The organism is Alkalibacter rhizosphaerae, from assembly GCF_017352215.1.
Lineage (GTDB): Bacteria > Bacillota > Clostridia > Eubacteriales > Alkalibacteraceae > Alkalibacter > Alkalibacter rhizosphaerae.
The window spans coordinates 1241939-1259362 of sequence record NZ_CP071444.1 but is presented as its reverse complement, the minus strand read 5'-3'; the positions used below and the strand labels follow the sequence as shown (position 1 = coordinate 1259362).

The 17424-nt window shown below is 51.2% G+C and carries 12 protein-coding genes and 1 pseudogene; 12 read left to right on the top strand and 1 reads right to left on the bottom strand.

Annotated features, from left to right (window positions below; genetic code table 11):
• Positions 1 to 138: 138 nt before the first annotated feature.
• The 11 genes from glmU to J0B03_RS06180 all read left to right on the top strand — a co-directional run bounded on the left by glmU (position 139) and on the right by J0B03_RS06180 (position 12874).
• On the top strand, positions 139 to 1512 hold the full coding sequence (gene glmU / locus J0B03_RS06230; protein ID WP_207298785.1) for a bifunctional UDP-N-acetylglucosamine diphosphorylase/glucosamine-1-phosphate N-acetyltransferase GlmU: 1374 nt from the start codon (positions 139 to 141) through the stop codon (positions 1510 to 1512).
• Between the two features lie 22 nt (positions 1513 to 1534).
• Positions 1535 to 2482, top strand: a complete 948-nt coding sequence (locus J0B03_RS06225; protein WP_207298784.1) for a ribose-phosphate diphosphokinase — start codon at positions 1535 to 1537, stop codon at positions 2480 to 2482.
• 60 nt (positions 2483 to 2542) lie between these two features.
• Entirely contained in the window at positions 2543 to 3097 is a 555-nt protein-coding gene (gene pth / locus J0B03_RS06220; protein WP_207298783.1) for an aminoacyl-tRNA hydrolase, read from the top strand.
• Positions 3098 to 3151: 54 nt separating this feature from the next.
• Entirely contained in the window at positions 3152 to 5047 is a 1896-nt protein-coding gene (locus tag J0B03_RS12500) for a CarD family transcriptional regulator (RefSeq protein ID WP_246798221.1), read from the top strand.
• Positions 4978 to 6654, top strand: coding sequence for a transcription-repair coupling factor (mfd, locus tag J0B03_RS06210; RefSeq protein ID WP_207298781.1), 1677 nt, complete (start codon positions 4978 to 4980; stop codon positions 6652 to 6654). Before J0B03_RS12500 ends, mfd begins: the two co-directional genes overlap by 70 nt.
• Positions 6655 to 6689: 35 nt before the next feature.
• A complete protein-coding gene (locus J0B03_RS06205; RefSeq protein ID WP_207298780.1) occupies positions 6690 to 8162 on the top strand; it encodes a SurA N-terminal domain-containing protein in 1473 nt (490 codons plus the stop codon).
• Between the two features lie 13 nt (positions 8163 to 8175).
• Positions 8176 to 9120 carry a peptidyl-prolyl cis-trans isomerase gene (locus J0B03_RS06200; RefSeq protein WP_207298779.1) on the top strand — a complete coding sequence of 315 codons (945 nt, stop codon included), beginning with the start codon at positions 8176 to 8178 and terminating at the stop codon, positions 9118 to 9120.
• 38 nt (positions 9121 to 9158) lie between these two features.
• Positions 9159 to 10763, top strand: coding sequence for a putative polysaccharide biosynthesis protein (locus tag J0B03_RS06195; RefSeq protein ID WP_207298778.1), 1605 nt, complete (start codon positions 9159 to 9161; stop codon positions 10761 to 10763).
• Complete coding sequence (gene yabN / locus J0B03_RS06190) at positions 10760 to 12223, top strand: bifunctional methyltransferase/pyrophosphohydrolase YabN (protein WP_207298777.1); 1464 nt, start codon at positions 10760 to 10762, stop codon at positions 12221 to 12223. The genes J0B03_RS06195 and yabN overlap by 4 nt, the downstream gene beginning before the upstream one ends.
• Before the next feature lie 76 nt (positions 12224 to 12299).
• Positions 12300 to 12575 (top strand): non-specific DNA-binding protein Hbs, encoded by a 276-nt coding sequence (gene hbs / locus J0B03_RS06185; protein ID WP_207298776.1) that lies wholly within the window; start codon positions 12300 to 12302, stop codon positions 12573 to 12575.
• Between the two features lie 53 nt (positions 12576 to 12628).
• Positions 12629 to 12874, top strand: coding sequence for an RNA-binding S4 domain-containing protein (locus tag J0B03_RS06180; protein ID WP_207298775.1), 246 nt, complete (start codon positions 12629 to 12631; stop codon positions 12872 to 12874).
• A gap of 2 nt (positions 12875 to 12876) precedes the next feature.
• Here the strand turns inward: J0B03_RS06180 and J0B03_RS06175 are convergent, their stop codons facing one another.
• Positions 12877 to 13563: an MBL fold metallo-hydrolase gene (locus J0B03_RS06175; RefSeq protein WP_207298774.1), complete on the bottom strand. Its 687-nt coding sequence runs from the start codon at positions 13561 to 13563 to the stop codon at positions 12877 to 12879.
• Between the two features lie 127 nt (positions 13564 to 13690).
• Here J0B03_RS06175 and J0B03_RS06170 point away from each other — a divergent pair.
• A pseudogene (locus J0B03_RS06170) lies at positions 13691 to 17424 on the top strand (phosphoribosylformylglycinamidine synthase).

Genomic DNA, 17424 nt, shown 5'->3' with positions numbered 1-17424 from the left:
ATATGAGTTATGGTTGATAGGAGCTGAAAAGCTCCTTTTTTCATGGGAAAAAAGAGAAGATGGGTCAGGGTTGTATACAAAAGCACCATTAAAGTTTATAATATTAGTGCTGGAAAATGATAATTGGAGGTGCGTGCAATGCGCAAGATGGCGTTGATACTGGCGGCGGGAAAAGGAACCCGGATGAAATCATCCATACCGAAAGTATTGCATAAAGCCGCAGGTCAGTATATGATCGAGCATGTGATCGAAAGCTGTGAAGACGCAGCGGTAGAGGAGATCCATGCGATCATCGGCCATGGGAAAGAACTGGTGAAACAAGCCCTGGGCGACAGGGTGGGATACATGGAACAAGTGCAGCAACTGGGTACGGGCCATGCTTTGATGATGGCGAAAGAACTCCTGCCCAAAGACGGGTCTGCTGTGCTGGTCCTGGTTGGAGACGCCCCGTTGATCGAAGGGGATACGTTGGCGGAGTTGATGAGAATCCATGAGCAAGAAGGCAACAGTGCCACCGTATTGACGGCGATCATGGAAAACCCGACAGGGTATGGCAGGATCCTGAAGAATGAAGAAGGGGACATTCGGAAGATCGTGGAAGAAAAAGATGCTTCCGACCTGGAAAAAAACATTCGGGAGATCAATAGCGGCATGTACTGTTTTAAAAGCGATGACCTGATCGAAGCATTGGAATCCTTGACCAACGACAACGCCCATGGGGAATATTACCTGACGGATGTCATTGAGATCCTCAACGGCATGGGAAAGCGGACGGGGACTTGGGCCACCAATGTGGAAAGCATCAAGGCGGTCAATTCCCGGGTGGAGCTGGCCCAGGTGGAAAAGATCATGCGGCGTCGGATCAATGAATTTCATATGGAAAACGGTGTGACCATTTTGGATCCGGAAGCCACCTACATCGGAAAACATGTAAAAATCGGCATGGACACGGTGATCTATCCCGGATGCATCCTGGAAGGGGAAACCGCCATCGGCGAGGAATGCCAGATATTGGAGCAGTCGAAGATCACCAACTGCATCATCGGCAACCAGGTCACGATCCAATCCTCCACCTTGATGGAAAGTTCTGTGGGAGACAAAACGAAGGTGGGGCCTTATGCCTACGTTCGTCCCAATTGCAGGATCGGCAGCAACGCGAAGATCGGTGATTTTGTGGAGCTGAAAAATGCCCGTTTCGGCGACGGTTCCAAAGCGTCCCATCTCACCTACGTGGGGGATGCAGTCGTGGGCAAAAACGTCAATCTGGGTTGCGGCGTTGTTTTTGTCAACTACGACGGCGTGGACAAGCACATCACCGTGGTGGAAGACGACGTGTTCGTGGGATGCAACGTGAATCTGGTATCCCCTGTCACGATAAAAAAAGGAGCCTATGTTGCAGCAGGTTCCACGATCACGGAAGATGTTCCGGAGGATTCCCTGGCCATCGCCAGGAGCCGGCAGACCAACAAAGAAGGATATTACAGCGACCGAAGCAGAAAAATAGAAGAATAACCGAAAAAGGAGAAGAGTATAAATGGATGGAAAATTTCAAGAAATGAAAATCATTTCGGGAAACTCCAACATTAAGTTGGCGAAAGAAATTGCGGATAATTTGGGGATGAAATTGACGGATGCCTCGTTGAAAACCTTCAGCGACGGAGAAATTTCCTTCAATTTGAATGAAACCGTACGTGGATCCGATGTTTTTGTCATCCAATCCACGTCATACCCGGTGAACAACAACCTGATGGAACTGCTTATCAGCATCGACGCCATGAAACGAGCATCGGCAGGCAGGATCAATGCGGTGATCCCATATTACGGATATGCGAGACAGGATCGAAAGGCAAAATCAAGAGATCCCATCACAGCAAAACTGGTAGCGGATCTGATCACTGTGGCCGGTGCGGACCGGGTCATCACCATGGACCTTCATGCCACACAGATCCAAGGATTTTTCGACGTTCCCGTAGATCATCTGCTGGGCCTGCCCATCATTGGAGATTATTATAAATCTTTGAAAATGACGGATCTGGTGGTGGTGTCCCCGGATGCCGGCAGCGTTCCCCGTTCCAGGAAGCTGGCGGAAATGCTCAATTCCCCTTTGGCCATCATCGACAAAAGACGGCCCAAAGCCAACGTCTCGGAGATCATGAACATCATTGGAGACGTCAAGGGGAAAAATTGCATCCTTGTGGACGACATGATCGATACGGCTGGGACCATATGCAATGGTGCCAATGCGTTAAAGGAAATGGGCGCAAAAGAAGTGTATGCGGCATGTACCCACGGCGTCTTGTCCGGACCGGCAGTGGAGCGGATCGAGGGATCGGCCATCAAGGAATTGGTGATGCTCAATACCATCGATGTCCCCGATGAAAAGATATTGGACAAGTTCAAGATCCTTTCAGTGGGATCCCTGTTCGCAAAAGCCATCAAGCGGGTCCATTTGGGCGAATCCGTCAGCACATTGTTCGATTGAAAAACAGAGACAAGGGATCTTGTCTCTTCTTTTTAGAAATTTAAAGCAGTTGGTGAAAACATGAAAGCAATCATTGGATTGGGAAATCCCGAACGACGCTATGAAAAGACCCGCCACAACATCGGATTTGACGTGATCGACCGGTTGGCGCAAAAACATCAGGTCTCCTTTCGCAGCAAACACGGCGCATTGGTGGGGGAATGCTGGTTGAACCGGGAGAAAGTGCTCCTGGTCAAACCCCAAACCTATATGAATCGAAGCGGAGAAGCAGTCCGGGACGTGGTGGAATACCACCAGCTGGATGAAGAGGACATCCTGGTGATCTACGACGATGTGGATCTGGAAGTGGGAAAGATCCGAATCCGGCCCAGTGGCAGTGCAGGGACCCACAATGGCATGCGGTCCATCATCTATCAGATGAACAGCGACGAAATGCCCCGACTTCGCATCGGCGTAGGAAAACCGGAATTTGGTGACCTGGCGGCCTATGTGCTGGGAAGGTTCTCCAAAGAAGAAGAGCCTGTGGTGGAGGAAGCAGTCCGGCGGGCAGCGGAAGCAGTGGAAGTTTTTTTGGAAGAGGACGTTCAGGAAGCCATGAATCGTTATAATGGATAATATACCAGGGAACACACCCGCCCGGCACCCATGCCGGGCCGTGTCCCGTTGGAGGTGAAAAAAATCAAAGACCGTTTGCTGCAAATCGTGAAAAGAACAAAAACCATGGATGCTCTCCACCAGTGTTATCAGGAACAGTGCAGGGGAGTTGGACTTTATCATTGTGAAGACCCGGTAAAGGTCATTTTTGGATTGGCCCTGGTTCAAGACAAGAAAAACCAGCTGTTTTTATGCGCCAGCGAGAGCAAGGCAAAGGCATATGCCAAGATCGTCGATTCCATCGACCCGAAAAGAGGCTGCTACCTGCCTTCGGAACCCTATCATGATCTGTTTCTGGAAAACCGAAGCAAGGAAGTGACTCGGGAGCGGTTGGCGGCCCTGGCCAGGATCTCCGAGGAGAAGGGGCTATTGGTCTTTGCCACGCCGGATATTTTTACAAAAAAGTTGAGTCCGAAAGAAGTGTTTCGAAAAAGCCGGTTATCTTTGAAGGTGGAAGAACAGATCGCCTATCAGACCTTGGTGGAAAAGCTGACTTTTCTGGGGTATCAACGGGCGGAACAGGTGGAGCATCCGGGAGAATTCGGCCTTCGGGGCGGCATCGTGGATGTCTTCGACATTGGAGCGACTCAGCCTTATCGCATCGAATTTTTCGACGACGAGGTGGATTCCATTCGGATCTTTGGCCCGGAGGACCAAAAATCCGTGGAAAAACTGGAAAAGATCATCATCCATCCCGCCAGGGAAGTATTGTTAAAGGAAGAGGAACTGGCCGCCATGCATGACGGGGCCTTGGAAGCTTTGATGGAAAGCCGGCGCAATACAAAAAACAAGGACGTGAAAAAGGGATTTGGAGAGCTGGCGGAGAAGATCCGGGAGAGGCAAATGAAAAACTGGTATTCCCTGATCCCCTGGTGTTCTCAACCTCTGGTGGATCTGCTGGACTGGTTTGGATCCCAGGAGCGGATCTTCATGGATGAAGCAGACGGGTTTGCCGAATTGCTTCAGGAATCTTATCAGCACATTCAGGAAGAGTACGTGAATCTGCTGGAAAAAGGATCGGTAGTACCGGGCATGCTGGAAGCCATCCAGGAACCTTACCAGGTCCAAAAGAAGCTTCAGTCCTTTCACCTTCTGGTTTTTCAGCGGCTCCACAAGCGGATCGACACCTATCCGGTGGATCGGGAAGTGGATGTGGCCAGCCGGGAGATCTATTCCTTTTATGGAAGAGTGGGTGCCCTGGCAGACCAGATCACCGACTGGTTCGCCAAAGAATACCACGTATACGTCAGTTATGAAGATCCCAGGGAATTATCCGCCCTGAAAGAAATGCTGGGCGGATACCAGATCGCCTTTACCCAGGAGTGGAAGGAATCGGATCCGGACAGAGGCAGCGTCCATCTGGTGAGATCCGGGATCCAAAAGGGTTTTGAACTGTACAAGGACAAAGTGGTCTGGCTCACTTATCAGGAGATCTTCAAAAAAGAGACCCGAAAGAAAAAGAAACGACGAGGTAAAGGCAAGAAAATCGAGCACTTCACCCAGTTGCAGGTGGGCGACTATGTGGTCCATGATGTTCACGGGGTGGGCATGTACATGGGGATCGAGCAGATCGCCATCGAAGGGATCAAAAAGGATTTTCTCAAACTGACCTACGGAAAAGGCGACAACCTCTACATTCCCGTCGATCAAATGGAGGCCATCCAGACCTACATGAACTTTGGGGAGAAAGAACCCAAACTCAACCGTCTGGATTCAGCAGAGTGGAAACGGGTCAAATCCAATGCAAAAAAAGCAGTGGAAGATCTGGCCAAAGAACTGGTGGAATTGTATGCCCGTAGAAAAAGTGTTCAGGGTCATGCCTATCCCCCGACAACGAATGGGTGCGGGAGTTTGAAGAAAAGTTTCCCTACGAAGAAACGGAAGATCAGATCAAAGCCATTGAAGATGTAAAACAGGATATGGAAAGCCCCGTTCCCATGGACCGGTTGATCTGCGGCGATGTGGGATACGGGAAAACGGAAGTGGCCATCCGGGCCGCATTCAAAGCGGTCATGGACAGCAAGCAAGTGGCGATCCTGGTTCCTACTACGGTGTTGGCCCAACAGCACTTCAACAATTTTGTCCAACGGTTTGCCGATTACCCCATGCGCATTGAAATGTTGTCCCGATTCCGCACCAAAAGCCAGCAGGAGCAGATCATCAAGGACATTCGAAAAAAAAGGGTGGATATCGTCATCGGAACCCATCGGTTGTTGTCCAAGGATGTGGTCTTTGAAGATTTGGGACTGTTGATCATCGACGAGGAACAACGATTCGGGGTCAAGCACAAGGAGAAGATCAAGGCCTTGAAAGCAAATATCGACGTCATCGCCTTGACGGCCACTCCCATCCCCAGGACACTTCACATGTCCCTGGTGGGTGCAAGAGACATGAGCGTCATCGACGAACCTCCTCACGACCGGTCGCCGGTCCAAACGTATGTGATGGAGTACAACGATGTCATCATCAAGGATGCCATCGAAAGGGAGATCGCCCGGGGCGGACAGGTCTATTATGTCTACAACCGGGTCCATGGCATCGATGCAGTGGCCCAGCGGGTCCGCCAGCTGGTGCCGGGAGCCAGAGTGGAGATCGGCCACGGACAAATGGGGGAAGCCCGGCTGGAAAACGTCATGATGGACTTTATCGACCATCAGTTTGACGTGCTGGTCTGCACCACCATCGTGGAAAGCGGACTGGACATTGCCCGGGCCAATACCCTGGTGGTGGAAAATGCGGACCAGATGGGGTTGAGCCAACTCTACCAGCTTCGGGGCCGAGTGGGCCGTTCGGACCGGCTTGCCTTTGCCTACATCACCTACAAGAGGGACAAGGCCCTTCATGAAGTGGCGGAGAAGCGGCTCAAAGCCATCAAGGATTTTACGGATTTTGGTTCCGGATTCAAGATCGCCATGCGGGATCTGGAGATTCGTGGTGCCGGCAACATTCTAGGGCCGGAGCAGCACGGACACCTGCTCTCCGTCGGATACGAAATGTACACCCGTTTGCTGGAAGATGCCGTCAAGGAATTGCAGGGAGAGGCAACGCCGGAAAAACTCAAGACATCCATCGAATTGAAGATCGATGCCTATCTGCCAAGCCGGTACATCGACAGCGAAAAACAAAAATACGAAACCTATCGAAAGATCGCCGGCATCGACACCAGCCAGGAAGCCGACGAAATTCGGGAAGAACTCATCGACCGATACGGAGATCTTCCCCAACCGGTGTTGAATCTGATCGACATCGCCCTGGTCAAAAACATGGCCGCCCACATCGGCGTGGAGCAGATCAAGGAAAGCCGGGACCAGATCCGTCTGGTCTTTGCACAGGGACATTATCTGGAACCGTTGGAGATTAAAGAATTGATTAAGACGGAACAAGTAAAATTCAATCCGACAGACGCCCAAATGACCCTGTCCATCCCCAGGGCCGGTGCGGGACGGGCCAACCTGTCGCCATTGCGATCTTTGATCGAAAAAATTAAAGATTTAAAAAAACAGGAGTATCCGTTATAATATGGGATAACCAAGTGAGGAGTGGATCATAGAATATGAACAGAAAACGATATTTGACCCTGCTGCTGATCATTGCATTTCTGGTGACTGTCGCCGGATGCAGCTTGATACAGGTAGATACGGAAAAAGACATGGAACGGATCGTCGTGGAAATGGGCGACGAAGAGATCGCAAAAAAGGAATACAACAAGTACTTGACCTACCACACCCTGATCTATGAGGTGAACGGCTATACCATGCCGGAAGGGGACAGCCTGAAGACCATGAAGGAAGATCTTTTGGATACCATGGTGGAGATAAACATCCTTCGCAAGCAGGCGGAAGAACTGGACCTGGAAGTGGACCTGGAGGGTCTTTCGGAAGAGGCGGACGAATTATTGACAACTTTTCTGGAGGGATTGGGGGAGGACAAATACCTTCGCATCCTGGAAGACAATTACATGACCAGGGAAGAATTTGAATCTTTCTTTCGAAAGTACATGGAAGATGTAAAGTATGCCAACGCCGCCATCGCCAACTTTACGGAAACCCTTCGGGAAGACGCTTCGGCAGAGTTGGATAAAGTGATCATGACCGTTGATGGTCAAACCATAAAAAAAGAGGAATTGTACTATCAACTGAGCATGGTGGAGTTTGAATACTATTTGGGCACAGGTTCCGGTCTGCCCGGCGACAGCGAAAGCCTGGGTTTCATTTATGAAGAGATCCAAAACAAGATCGCCGAGACCCGTCTCATGGCGGCAGCAGCGGAAAAAGAGGGAATGACTGCCAGCGACGAGGAAATCGAAGAGATGTCCAAGGAAATGAAGGCCAACTTTTCCACCTACTTCAATGAAGAGACCTTGGAGACCTATCTGGCGGATTACTATTTGACGACGGCGACCTACGACGCCATGCTGGAAGAGGATGCAAAGCGAGCGGTCCTGATCGAAAAATACCAGAAGAGTCTGGAAACGGGTCTGACGGTGACCAGCGACGAGATCAAAGAATATTACGACGAGCACAAAAGCAGCTACGATACGGACACCGTATCCGCCAAACACATTTTGACGGAGTCGGAAGACCATGCAAATGCGCTTCTTGAGACCATTACAGATGTCGCCTCTTTTGAAACGGCCTTTGAACTGGCCAAAGAAGATGAGGAGGTAAAAGAAGCAGCGGATCTGGGAGCTTTTTCCTTCGGGCAGATGGTGACGGAGTTTTCCGCACAAGCCTTTGCCATGGATCCGGGAGAAGTATCCACCGTACCGGTGAAAACGGAATTCGGATACCACATCATCTACGTATACGACCAGCATACGGCTGAGATCCCCACCCTGGAAGAGAAAACTTCCGAGATCCGGGAAGGCCTGGTGGCGGCAAAAGCCATGGAACTCTATACGGAGAAAATGACCAAGGCGAAAGAAGAAGCGGAAATTGAAAAGGAAGAGATCCAGGATCCCTTTGAAGTCCACATGGACCAATTGCTGGAACAATACAAGGTGACCACCTATCCTTCCAGGCTGTAACAGGAGCATGAGGATGAAAAAATTCAGATGGATCGCTGTATTGATCTCGGTGTTGTTGATGGTGGGATGCACCTCCTCCCAAAGTTATTTGGCCAAAGTGGACGAGGTGGTCATCACCGAAGAAGAATGGAAAGGCCAGCTGCTGTTGACCCAAATCAGTTATGACCTGTCCCAAACGCCCATGCCAAGCACTGGAGAAGCCTACGAAAATTTGAAAAAAAACCTCATGGACAACCTGCTGGAAAGCGTCGTCTTGTTGGAGGAAGCACAGGAACGCGCCGTCGAGGGCGATGACACAGCAGCCGACGAAGAGGCCAGGATGCTAATGGATGCCATTACCACCATGTATGACGAAGGAACCTTGTCGGAATTGCTGGATGAATACGACATGGATCCGGAAAAGCTGGAAGCCCTCCTAGTAAAACGTTCCAGGGAGAACCAGGTGATCTATGAGCTCTACGAAGAAGTGACAAAAGAGGTGTCCGTCTCCCAAACGGAAATGGAGGAGTATTACAACGGGCACTTGAAACTTTTCAATTATTCCACGGTCCATGCCAAAGGCTTTGTCTTTGCCGATCTTGAAACCGCAACAGCGGTGGAGAAAGACGTCCGGGAAATGGACGATGGCCAGGAAGTATTCGAAACCTACAAGGATCGCGATGGCGTCCTGTTCTCCGGAGATTTTGGTCCGGTCTTTTACACCGATGTAGAGGTGCCATTTGCAGACGCCTTGTTTGATGCGGCCATCGGGGAATGGACGCCGCTGGTGGAAACGGATGGCCGGGCCTATCTTGGATACGTGTACGGAAAAGAACCCATGGATCCCATCCCCCTGGAAGAGGTGTCGGATCTGGTCCAAGAACGGGCCTTGTCGGAAAAAAGAGGGGAATTCTACCGGACGTTTGTAGAGGATGCATTTGAGAAACGAGACGTGGATGTCCATTACGACAAGCTATGAATGGATGGAAATAGAATGACCATTGGTGGAGGAAGAAGATGAGCAAAGGGTCTTACATAAAAGGAGCGAGCATCATTGCAGCCGGTGGCATCATTGCCAAAATGCTGGGGCTTTTCTTCAAGGTGCCCATCGGCCGGATCTTGGACAGTTACGGCATGGGACTTTACAACAACTCTTATAGCATTTACAATCTGATGCTGACCATATCCATCATCGGCGTTCCCGTCGCCATTTCCAAAATGATCGCCGAGCGGGCGTCGGAGAAGAATTACCAGGGGGTCATGCAGGTATTCAAGGTTTCCATGACCGTTTTGTTTGTTGTTGGGGCGCTGACCACCACCCTGCTGTATTTTGGAGCCGATTCCATCATTGCCTTGGCCAACTGGGAAGAGGAAAGTTACTATTCCATCTTGGGTCTGGCTTTTGCCCCGTTTTTGGTGGCCCTCATGTCCGGCTTCCGGGGATTTTTCCAGGGGATGCAGCGGATGACGCCTACGGCCGTATCCCAGATCGTGGAGGCCTTTGTTCGAGTGATCTTCGGGATCGGCTTGTGCTATTATTTGACCAACAACTTCGGTCAGGCAGAGGGGGCGGGTGGAGCATCCTCCGGCGCCTTGTTTGGAGCCATTGGCGCTTTTGCCTTTTTGGTATTTACCTATCTTATTTTCATGAAGGATTTCAAGGGCGTCATGGGTCGGCAAACGACAGTCTTTCCTAAAGAATCCCGGAAGAAGATCTTGCGGCGGTTGGCCCAGATCGCCATTCCGGTGACCATGACCTCCGCCATCGTTTCCCTGTTTGGGATCATCAACTCCTTCACCTATGTTTCCCGTTTGAGTCTGGCAGGGGTGGATGGCCGGCTTGCCACCATCATGTTCGGAGATTACGGTCTGGCCCAAACCATGATCAACGTCCCGTTGACCTTCAGTACGGCCATGTCCATCACCCTAGTGCCGGCCATCAGCGAATCCTTTGCACTAAAAAGCAAGATCGGGATCAAGCACAAGACGGAGTTGGGACTGCGGGTCATCATCCTCATCGCCCTGCCCTGTGCCGTGGGACTGTCTGTGTTTTCAAATCAGATCTTTGCCCTGCTGTTTCCCAATTCGGTCTATGGAGGCGGGATATTGAAGTATTTCGCCTACAGCACCATCCTGATCATGTTTGCAAACACGCTGCAGAGCATCCTGCAGGGGGTGGACCGGTTCAACCTGCCCATGTTCCACTTGCTGCCTGCCTTGGGTGTGAACCTGCTTTTCAACTTTATCTTCGTACCCATTCCATCCATCAACATCTATGGGCTGATCATCAGCAACATCGCCGCCTATTCGGTGGTCTGCGTGCTGAATTACCGTAGCGTTCGCCGCATCACCGGCGTTCGGATCCACGTGGTGCAGACGGTGGTGAAACCGGCGGCGGCCTCCCTGATCATGGGCCTTTTCGGGTTCTTTGCCTACAAGGGGCTTTATGGCTTCCTTGGCAATGCAGGGGCGGTACTGGTCTCCATCCTGCTGTGCATCGGCGTTTATTTCGGCATTTTGCTTCTGATCAAGGGATTGACGGCGGAAGAGATCCAGATGATGCCGGGAAGAAACCGGCTGATGCGGATCTACGAAAAAATCACCGGAAAGGATCGACCATGAAAAATACCATAATCGTGGTGGGACTGGGTCCCGGCAACCTGGAACACATGACCCTGGAGACCTACCGCATCATCAAAGAAGCCAAGAAAGTATTTGTTCGAACCTTGAAGCATCCGGCAGTGGAAGGATTGCTGGAAGAGGGGGTGGTTTTGGAATCCTTCGACTGGGTCTACGACGCAGAGGAGTCCTTTGATGAAGTGTACCGAAAGATCGCTCATATTTTGCAGGAAGAGGCAAAAAAACACGGCGATTTGGTCTATGCAGTGCCCGGACACCCCTATTTTGCGGAAAAAAGTGTTGAAATACTCTACGAAGTATTAGATAATAAACAGTGCGTAGTGGATGTGAAGTCCTTTCCGTCCATGAGCTTCCTTGATTCCATGGTCCACAGCCTGCGGATCGATCCCATTCATGGATTATGCATGGTGGACGCATTGACCATCAAAAGCGGATCGTTGCCTTTTCACATGGGGATCGTAGTGACCCAGGTCTACGACCGGTTTGTTGCATCTGAGGTGAAACTGCATCTGATGGATGTTCTCGGCCGGGAAGACAAGGAAGTATACCTTGTCCACGGAGCAGGGCTCCCTGGTGAAGTGGTGGAAAAGATCCCCCTTCACGATTTGGACCGAAGCGACCAGATCAGCTATCTGACCAGTTTGTATCTGCCTCCGGAACCAAGAGTCCACAGCCGTAGCCTGGAAGGCTTGATGGCCGTCATGGAGACATTGCGGGGCGACGATGGATGCCCGTGGGATCAAAAGCAAACCTTTGCTTCTTTGCGAAAGTATGTCGTCGAAGAAGCCTACGAAGTGGTGAACGCCATCGAGGGAGAGGATTGGGACGGTTTGTGCGAAGAGCTGGGCGACTTGCTCTTGCAAGTGGTTTTTCTGAGCCAGATCGGAAAAGAAGAGCACTTGTTCGATATGGCCGATGTGACGGAAGCCATCGTCACCAAGCTGATCAACCGACATCCTCACGTATTTGCCCAGGAGGACAAAGATGCCTTCAACATGGAAGTGTGGGAACGGCTGAAGCGTGAAGAAAAAGGATACGACCGGATCCATGTCCAGATGTTGGACATCCCCAGAAACTTTCCTGCCTATCTGCGGGCGGAAAAAGCGCAAAAGAAGGCATCGGTGGTGGGATTTGATTGGAAAGACCCAAAAGATGCCTTGGAGAAAGTGGCAGAAGAGCTGGAAGAACTTGGTGACTCCATGGAAACCGGCGATTCGGACCACGTTTTTGAAGAAGCCGGCGACTTGATTTTTTCCATGGTCAACGTCATTCGTTTGCTCCATCTGGATTTTCGGGAAGTGCTGGAAAAGGCAACGGACAAATTCATGGATCGTTTCCGGATCATGGAAGAAGACATCATTGCTTCCGGCCGACAGGTGGAAGATCTGGACCTGATGGCACTGGAAGAACGTTGGCAACAAGCCAAAAGGAAGCTACAGTAAGGTAACAAATATGTTTCGATTCTCTGAATAGGGACATATATAACAATAAATCAATAAGAAACCAGGAGGGAAAACCATGAACAAAGCGGAATTGATTGCTGCTATGGCGGAAAAGACAGATATTGCAAAGAAAGATTGTGAGAAAGCCCTGAATGCTTTTGTTGAAGTAGTTACAGAGGAACTGCAAAAGGGAGACAAGATCTCATTGGTAGGATTCGGTACTTTCGATGTACGGGAAAGAGCGGAAAGAAAAGGAAGAAACCCAAAAACCATGGAAGAGATCACCATTGCTGCGTCCAAAGCACCTGGATTTAAAGCAGGAAAAGCGCTGAAAGACGCCATCAACAAGTAAGACAAACAGGGACTGGAAAGTCCCTTTTTTCTTGTGCAAAAGGAGGAATCGGATTGCGGCTGGATAAATTTTTAAAGACGAGTCGTCTGATCAAGCGGCGGACCTTGGCCAAAGAAGCCTGCGACAAAGGGAAGATCCAGGTCAACGGCCAAGTGGCCAAGGCGGGAACGGAACTGAAGGTGGGAGATCTCATCAATATCACCCTGGGACCAAGAAGCATGATGGTCCGTGTGGAAAAATTGGAAGAGCACGTAAAAAAAGAAGAGGCAGACCGCCTCTATACCGTGGAAGAGCAGTGATATCAATCCTGCTCTTCCCATATTTTTTGTCCTGAAATCGTTGCAGGGATCAGCTTGGTCCTGCCCAGATCCAGGCGGGACTCCAAATTTTCATAATATTCGTATTCCCCAAAGGAGTGCATGGGGATCAGGTAGGTGGGTCCAAGGATTTTGGCGAAGTGATTGGCGGCCAACAGACCGTGTTCCTTTAACCTGGGATCTACAGGAACGAATGCAAAATCAATGGGAAGGCCTTTGATCTTTTCGATCTCCGCCTTGAAATCTGCTTCTTCTTTGGCCAATTCAGTGTCATTCATCCGAGACCAATGCCACCAGTTCAGATCGCCGCTGTGAAAATATCGTTTGCCTTGAAGCTCCACATAAAAGGAAACACCGCGATCCGTGCTGGAAAAAGTACGAACATGGAGAGGTCCCAAGGTGACTTCCTGGTAAGGGGCCATGAGGCAGGTCAGATCCTGCTGGGGGATGGGGGCTTCGATGTCGTTGCTCAAAATGTAGGTCGTGTGGAAGGCAGACAACTCCTCCGCCAAGTCTTTGTTGTAATGATCCTTGTGCTGATGACTGGCGAAAAATATGATTTCCTTGTCTTGTATTGCAGAAAGATCCAACGAATCGATGCAATCGAAGAGAAGGACGAATTTTTTATGGGAAACCAGAAAACCGCTGTGGCCAATGTGTTGGATATACAAAATCGACACCTCCTGGATGTATTATATCATTGGGTCGGGAAAATAAAAATACGTATGATTATAAAAAACTTGAAAAAAATGTTCGTTTAATTTAAGATGAATGTATAAAAATTAAAGGGGAACGACTATGAACGCATCGATTCGCAGGATTTTTGTGGAGAAGCGGGACGGTTTTCATATAGAAAGCACCCACTTGTTTAAAGAACTGAAAGACACCTTGGGGGTCAAGGGGCTGGAAGAAGTACGCATCGTCAATCGATACGATCTGAGCCCGGCGGACCTGGAGGAAATGGATCTGGTGAAATCCACTGTTTTGTCGGAACCAAATGCAGACCAGGTGTGGGAGGGCTCCTTGCCCTTGGCCGGTGACGAGAAGGCCATCCCCATGGAATATCTGCCCGGTCAATACGACCAGCGGGCGGATTGGGCCGCCCAGGGGATCCGGGTGGTGACCCACGGAAAAGATGTTGCCTTGCGCAGTGCCAGGATCGTGATCTTGAAGGGAAAGGTAAGTGGAAAGGACCTGGATCGGGTGAAAACCTATCTGATCAACCCGGTGGATTCCAGGGAAGCTTCCATGGAAATGCCAACGTCCTTGGACATGGAAACCCTAATTCCTGAAGACGTGAAGATCGTCCAGGGTTTTGTGACCTGGTCGCCGGAAGAACTGGAAGCCTACCGGCAGGACATGGGATTTGCCATGAGCAGGGAAGACCTGACCTTTGTTCAAGGGTATTTTAGCGGGACGGAAAAAAGGGATCCCACCTTGACGGAGTTGAAAGTCATCGACACCTACTGGTCGGATCATTGTCGCCACACCACCTTTTTGACCCAGATCACCCAGGTGGAATTTGAAGAGGGTCCTTATCAAGAAGCGATCCAGCAGGCATACGATGCGTATCTGAAAATAAAGGAAGACCTTTACCCGGGAAAAGAACGGCCTACTTCCCTGATGGATCTGGCCACGGTCAATGCCAAATGGGAGAAGAAGAAGGGCAATCTGGACAACCTGGACGAATCGGAAGAGATCAACGCCTGCAGCATCGTGGTGGATGTGGACATAGACGGGAAAACGGAACCCTGGCTGTTGATGTTCAAAAACGAGACCCACAACCATCCGACGGAAATCGAACCCTATGGTGGTGCGGCCACTTGTCTGGGGGGGCCATTCGGGATCCTCTCTCCGGAAGAAGCTATGTCTACCAGGCCATGCGGGTCACGGGAGCGGCAGATCCGAGAACACCCGTCAACGACACCCTGGAGGGGAAGCTGCCCCAGCGGAAGATCTGCAGGGAAGCGGCGAAAGGCTTCAGTGCTTACGGAAATCAAATCGGCTTGGCCACCGGTCAGGTGGCAGAGATCTATGATCCCGGATATCTGGCAAAGCGGATGGAGATCGGTGCGGTCATCGGAGCGGCACCCCAGTCCAACGTGGTTCGGGAAAAACCCCGACCCGGAGATGTGGTCCTGCTGATCGGAGGCAAGACGGGCAGGGACGGTTGCGGAGGCGCTACCGGATCTTCCAAGGTCCACACGGTGGAATCCATCCAGGAATCGGGAGCGGAAGTCCAAAAGGGAAACCCTCCGGAAGAGCGGAAGATCCAGCGGTTGTTCCGCCATCCGGAAGTCTCCACCATGATCAAGAGGTGCAACGACTTTGGTGCCGGCGGCGTATCCGTTGCCATTGGAGAGCTGGCGGACAGCCTGGAGATCGATCTGGATGCAGTGCCGAAGAAATATGAAGGTCTGGACGGTACGGAACTGGCCATATCCGAATCCCAGGAACGGATGGCCGTGGTGGTCTCTCTCCAGGACATGGAAGCCTTTATGGAATGGGCGGCCGTGGAGAATGTGGAAGCCACCAAAGTGGCCACCGTGACGAATTCGGGTCGGCTCCTCATGAAATGGAGAGGAAAGGCCGTTCTTGATATCAGCAGGGCTTTTTTGGATACCAACGGCGTGAAGCAAGCCGCAGCCATCCGGGTTGTTGCGCCGGAAGCCTTTCCTTTTGATACAGCCAACTGGAAGGGTGGTTCTCTGGAAAAAGGGTTGAAAGAACGCCTGCAAGATTTGAACGGCTGCTCCCAACAAGGACTGGGGGAAATGTTCGACTCCACCATCGGAGCCGGAACGGTCCTCATGCCTTACGGAGGAAAACATCGAAAAACACCGGTGGACGGCATGGCGGCCAAGCTTCCCGTGTTGAAAGGGGAAACGTCCACCTGTTCCTTGATGGCCTACGGATTTCAGCCGGAGATCGGGAAGTGGAGTCCTTTTCACGGGGGAGCCTATGCCGTTTTGGAATCGGTGGCGAAAATGGCGGCCATGGGTGCGGACGTCGGCAGGATCCGGCTGAGCCTTCAGGAATACTTTGAACGATTGGGAACGGATCCGAAAAAATGGGGGAAACCCTTTGCGGCGCTATTGGGTGCCTTCCATGCACAAAAGCAGCTTGGATTGGCTGCCATTGGCGGAAAGGACAGCATGTCCGGCAGTTTTGAACATCTGCATGTTCCGCCGACCTTGGTGAGTTTCGCAGTAGCCACAGACCGGATCGAAAACATCGTGTCTCCCGAGTGGAAGTCGGATGGAAATCTTATCATGGTCTTGAAGGCGGACCGGGATGAAAACCAGATGCCGGACTGGAAGATGCTGTTGAAGTCCTATGCAATGATCAAAAAATGGATGGAGGAAGGGATCGTCCTTTCGGCAAAAGCCATCGGATGGCAGGGTCTGGCCCATGCAATGACCGTCATGAGTTTCGGAAACGGAACCGGCGTGGAAATAAATGAAACATGGACCGATCAGGACCTTTACGGATTTCAGCTGGGCGGTTTGGTGCTGGAAGTGGACGCGGAAAAAGGCAGCCGACTGAAAGAAGCTTTCCGACAGGCAGGACTACAGGAAGCGGGCAGGACCATTCCCGACCATAAAGTGATGTATGGCGAAGAGATGATCGACGGTTCTGTCCTTCTCCAGGCATGGGAAAATCCGCTGATGTCCATTTATCCTCAAAGTCATTTGCCGGTGGAGGAAAAGCCGGAGACCCTATGGAGCCTCGGCAATATCAACAAGCCAGCGGTCCTGACGAGAAGGCCGAAAGTATTCATCCCCGTTTTTCCGGGGACCAATTGCGAATTTGACACCATTCGGGCCTTTGAACGTGCCGGCACAGAAGTGGAAAGCATGGTCTTCCGAAACCAGAGCCCGAAGGAAGTGGACGAATCCATCAAACGGATGGCCCAAGCCATTGAAAATTCTCAGATGTTGATGTTTCCCGGAGGTTTCAGCGCCGGAGACGAACCGGAAGGTTCTGCAAAATTCATCGCCGCCGTATTTCGCAACAACCGGTTGAAGGATAGTGTGGCGACCTTGTTGGAAGAAGGGGACGGATTGATCCTGGGCATCTGCAACGGCTTTCAGGCATTGATCAAACTGGGCTTGCTGCCCTACGGACAGATCCAGGACATCCAGCCAACGGATCCTACCCTGACCTTCAACCACATCGGTCGGCATATCTCCGCCATGGTCCGAACCAAAGTGACGTCCAACCTGTCCCCCTGGTTGAGCAGGGTAGAAGTGGGTGACGTGTTCTCCACCCCCATATCCCATGGAGAAGGACGATTTGCCGCCAAGGAATACGTGTTGGAGAACCTGGCGCGACAAGGACAGATCGCAATCCGCTACGAGGGGGACAATCCCAACGGAAGCGACTGGGCAGTGGAGGCCATCACCAGTCCCGATGGACGGATCCTGGGGAAAATGGGTCATTCCGAACGGATCGGAAGGGGCTTGTATAAAAACATTCCAGGACCTTTTGACCAGCAGTTGTTTGAATCCGGCGCGGCATATTTCCGGTAG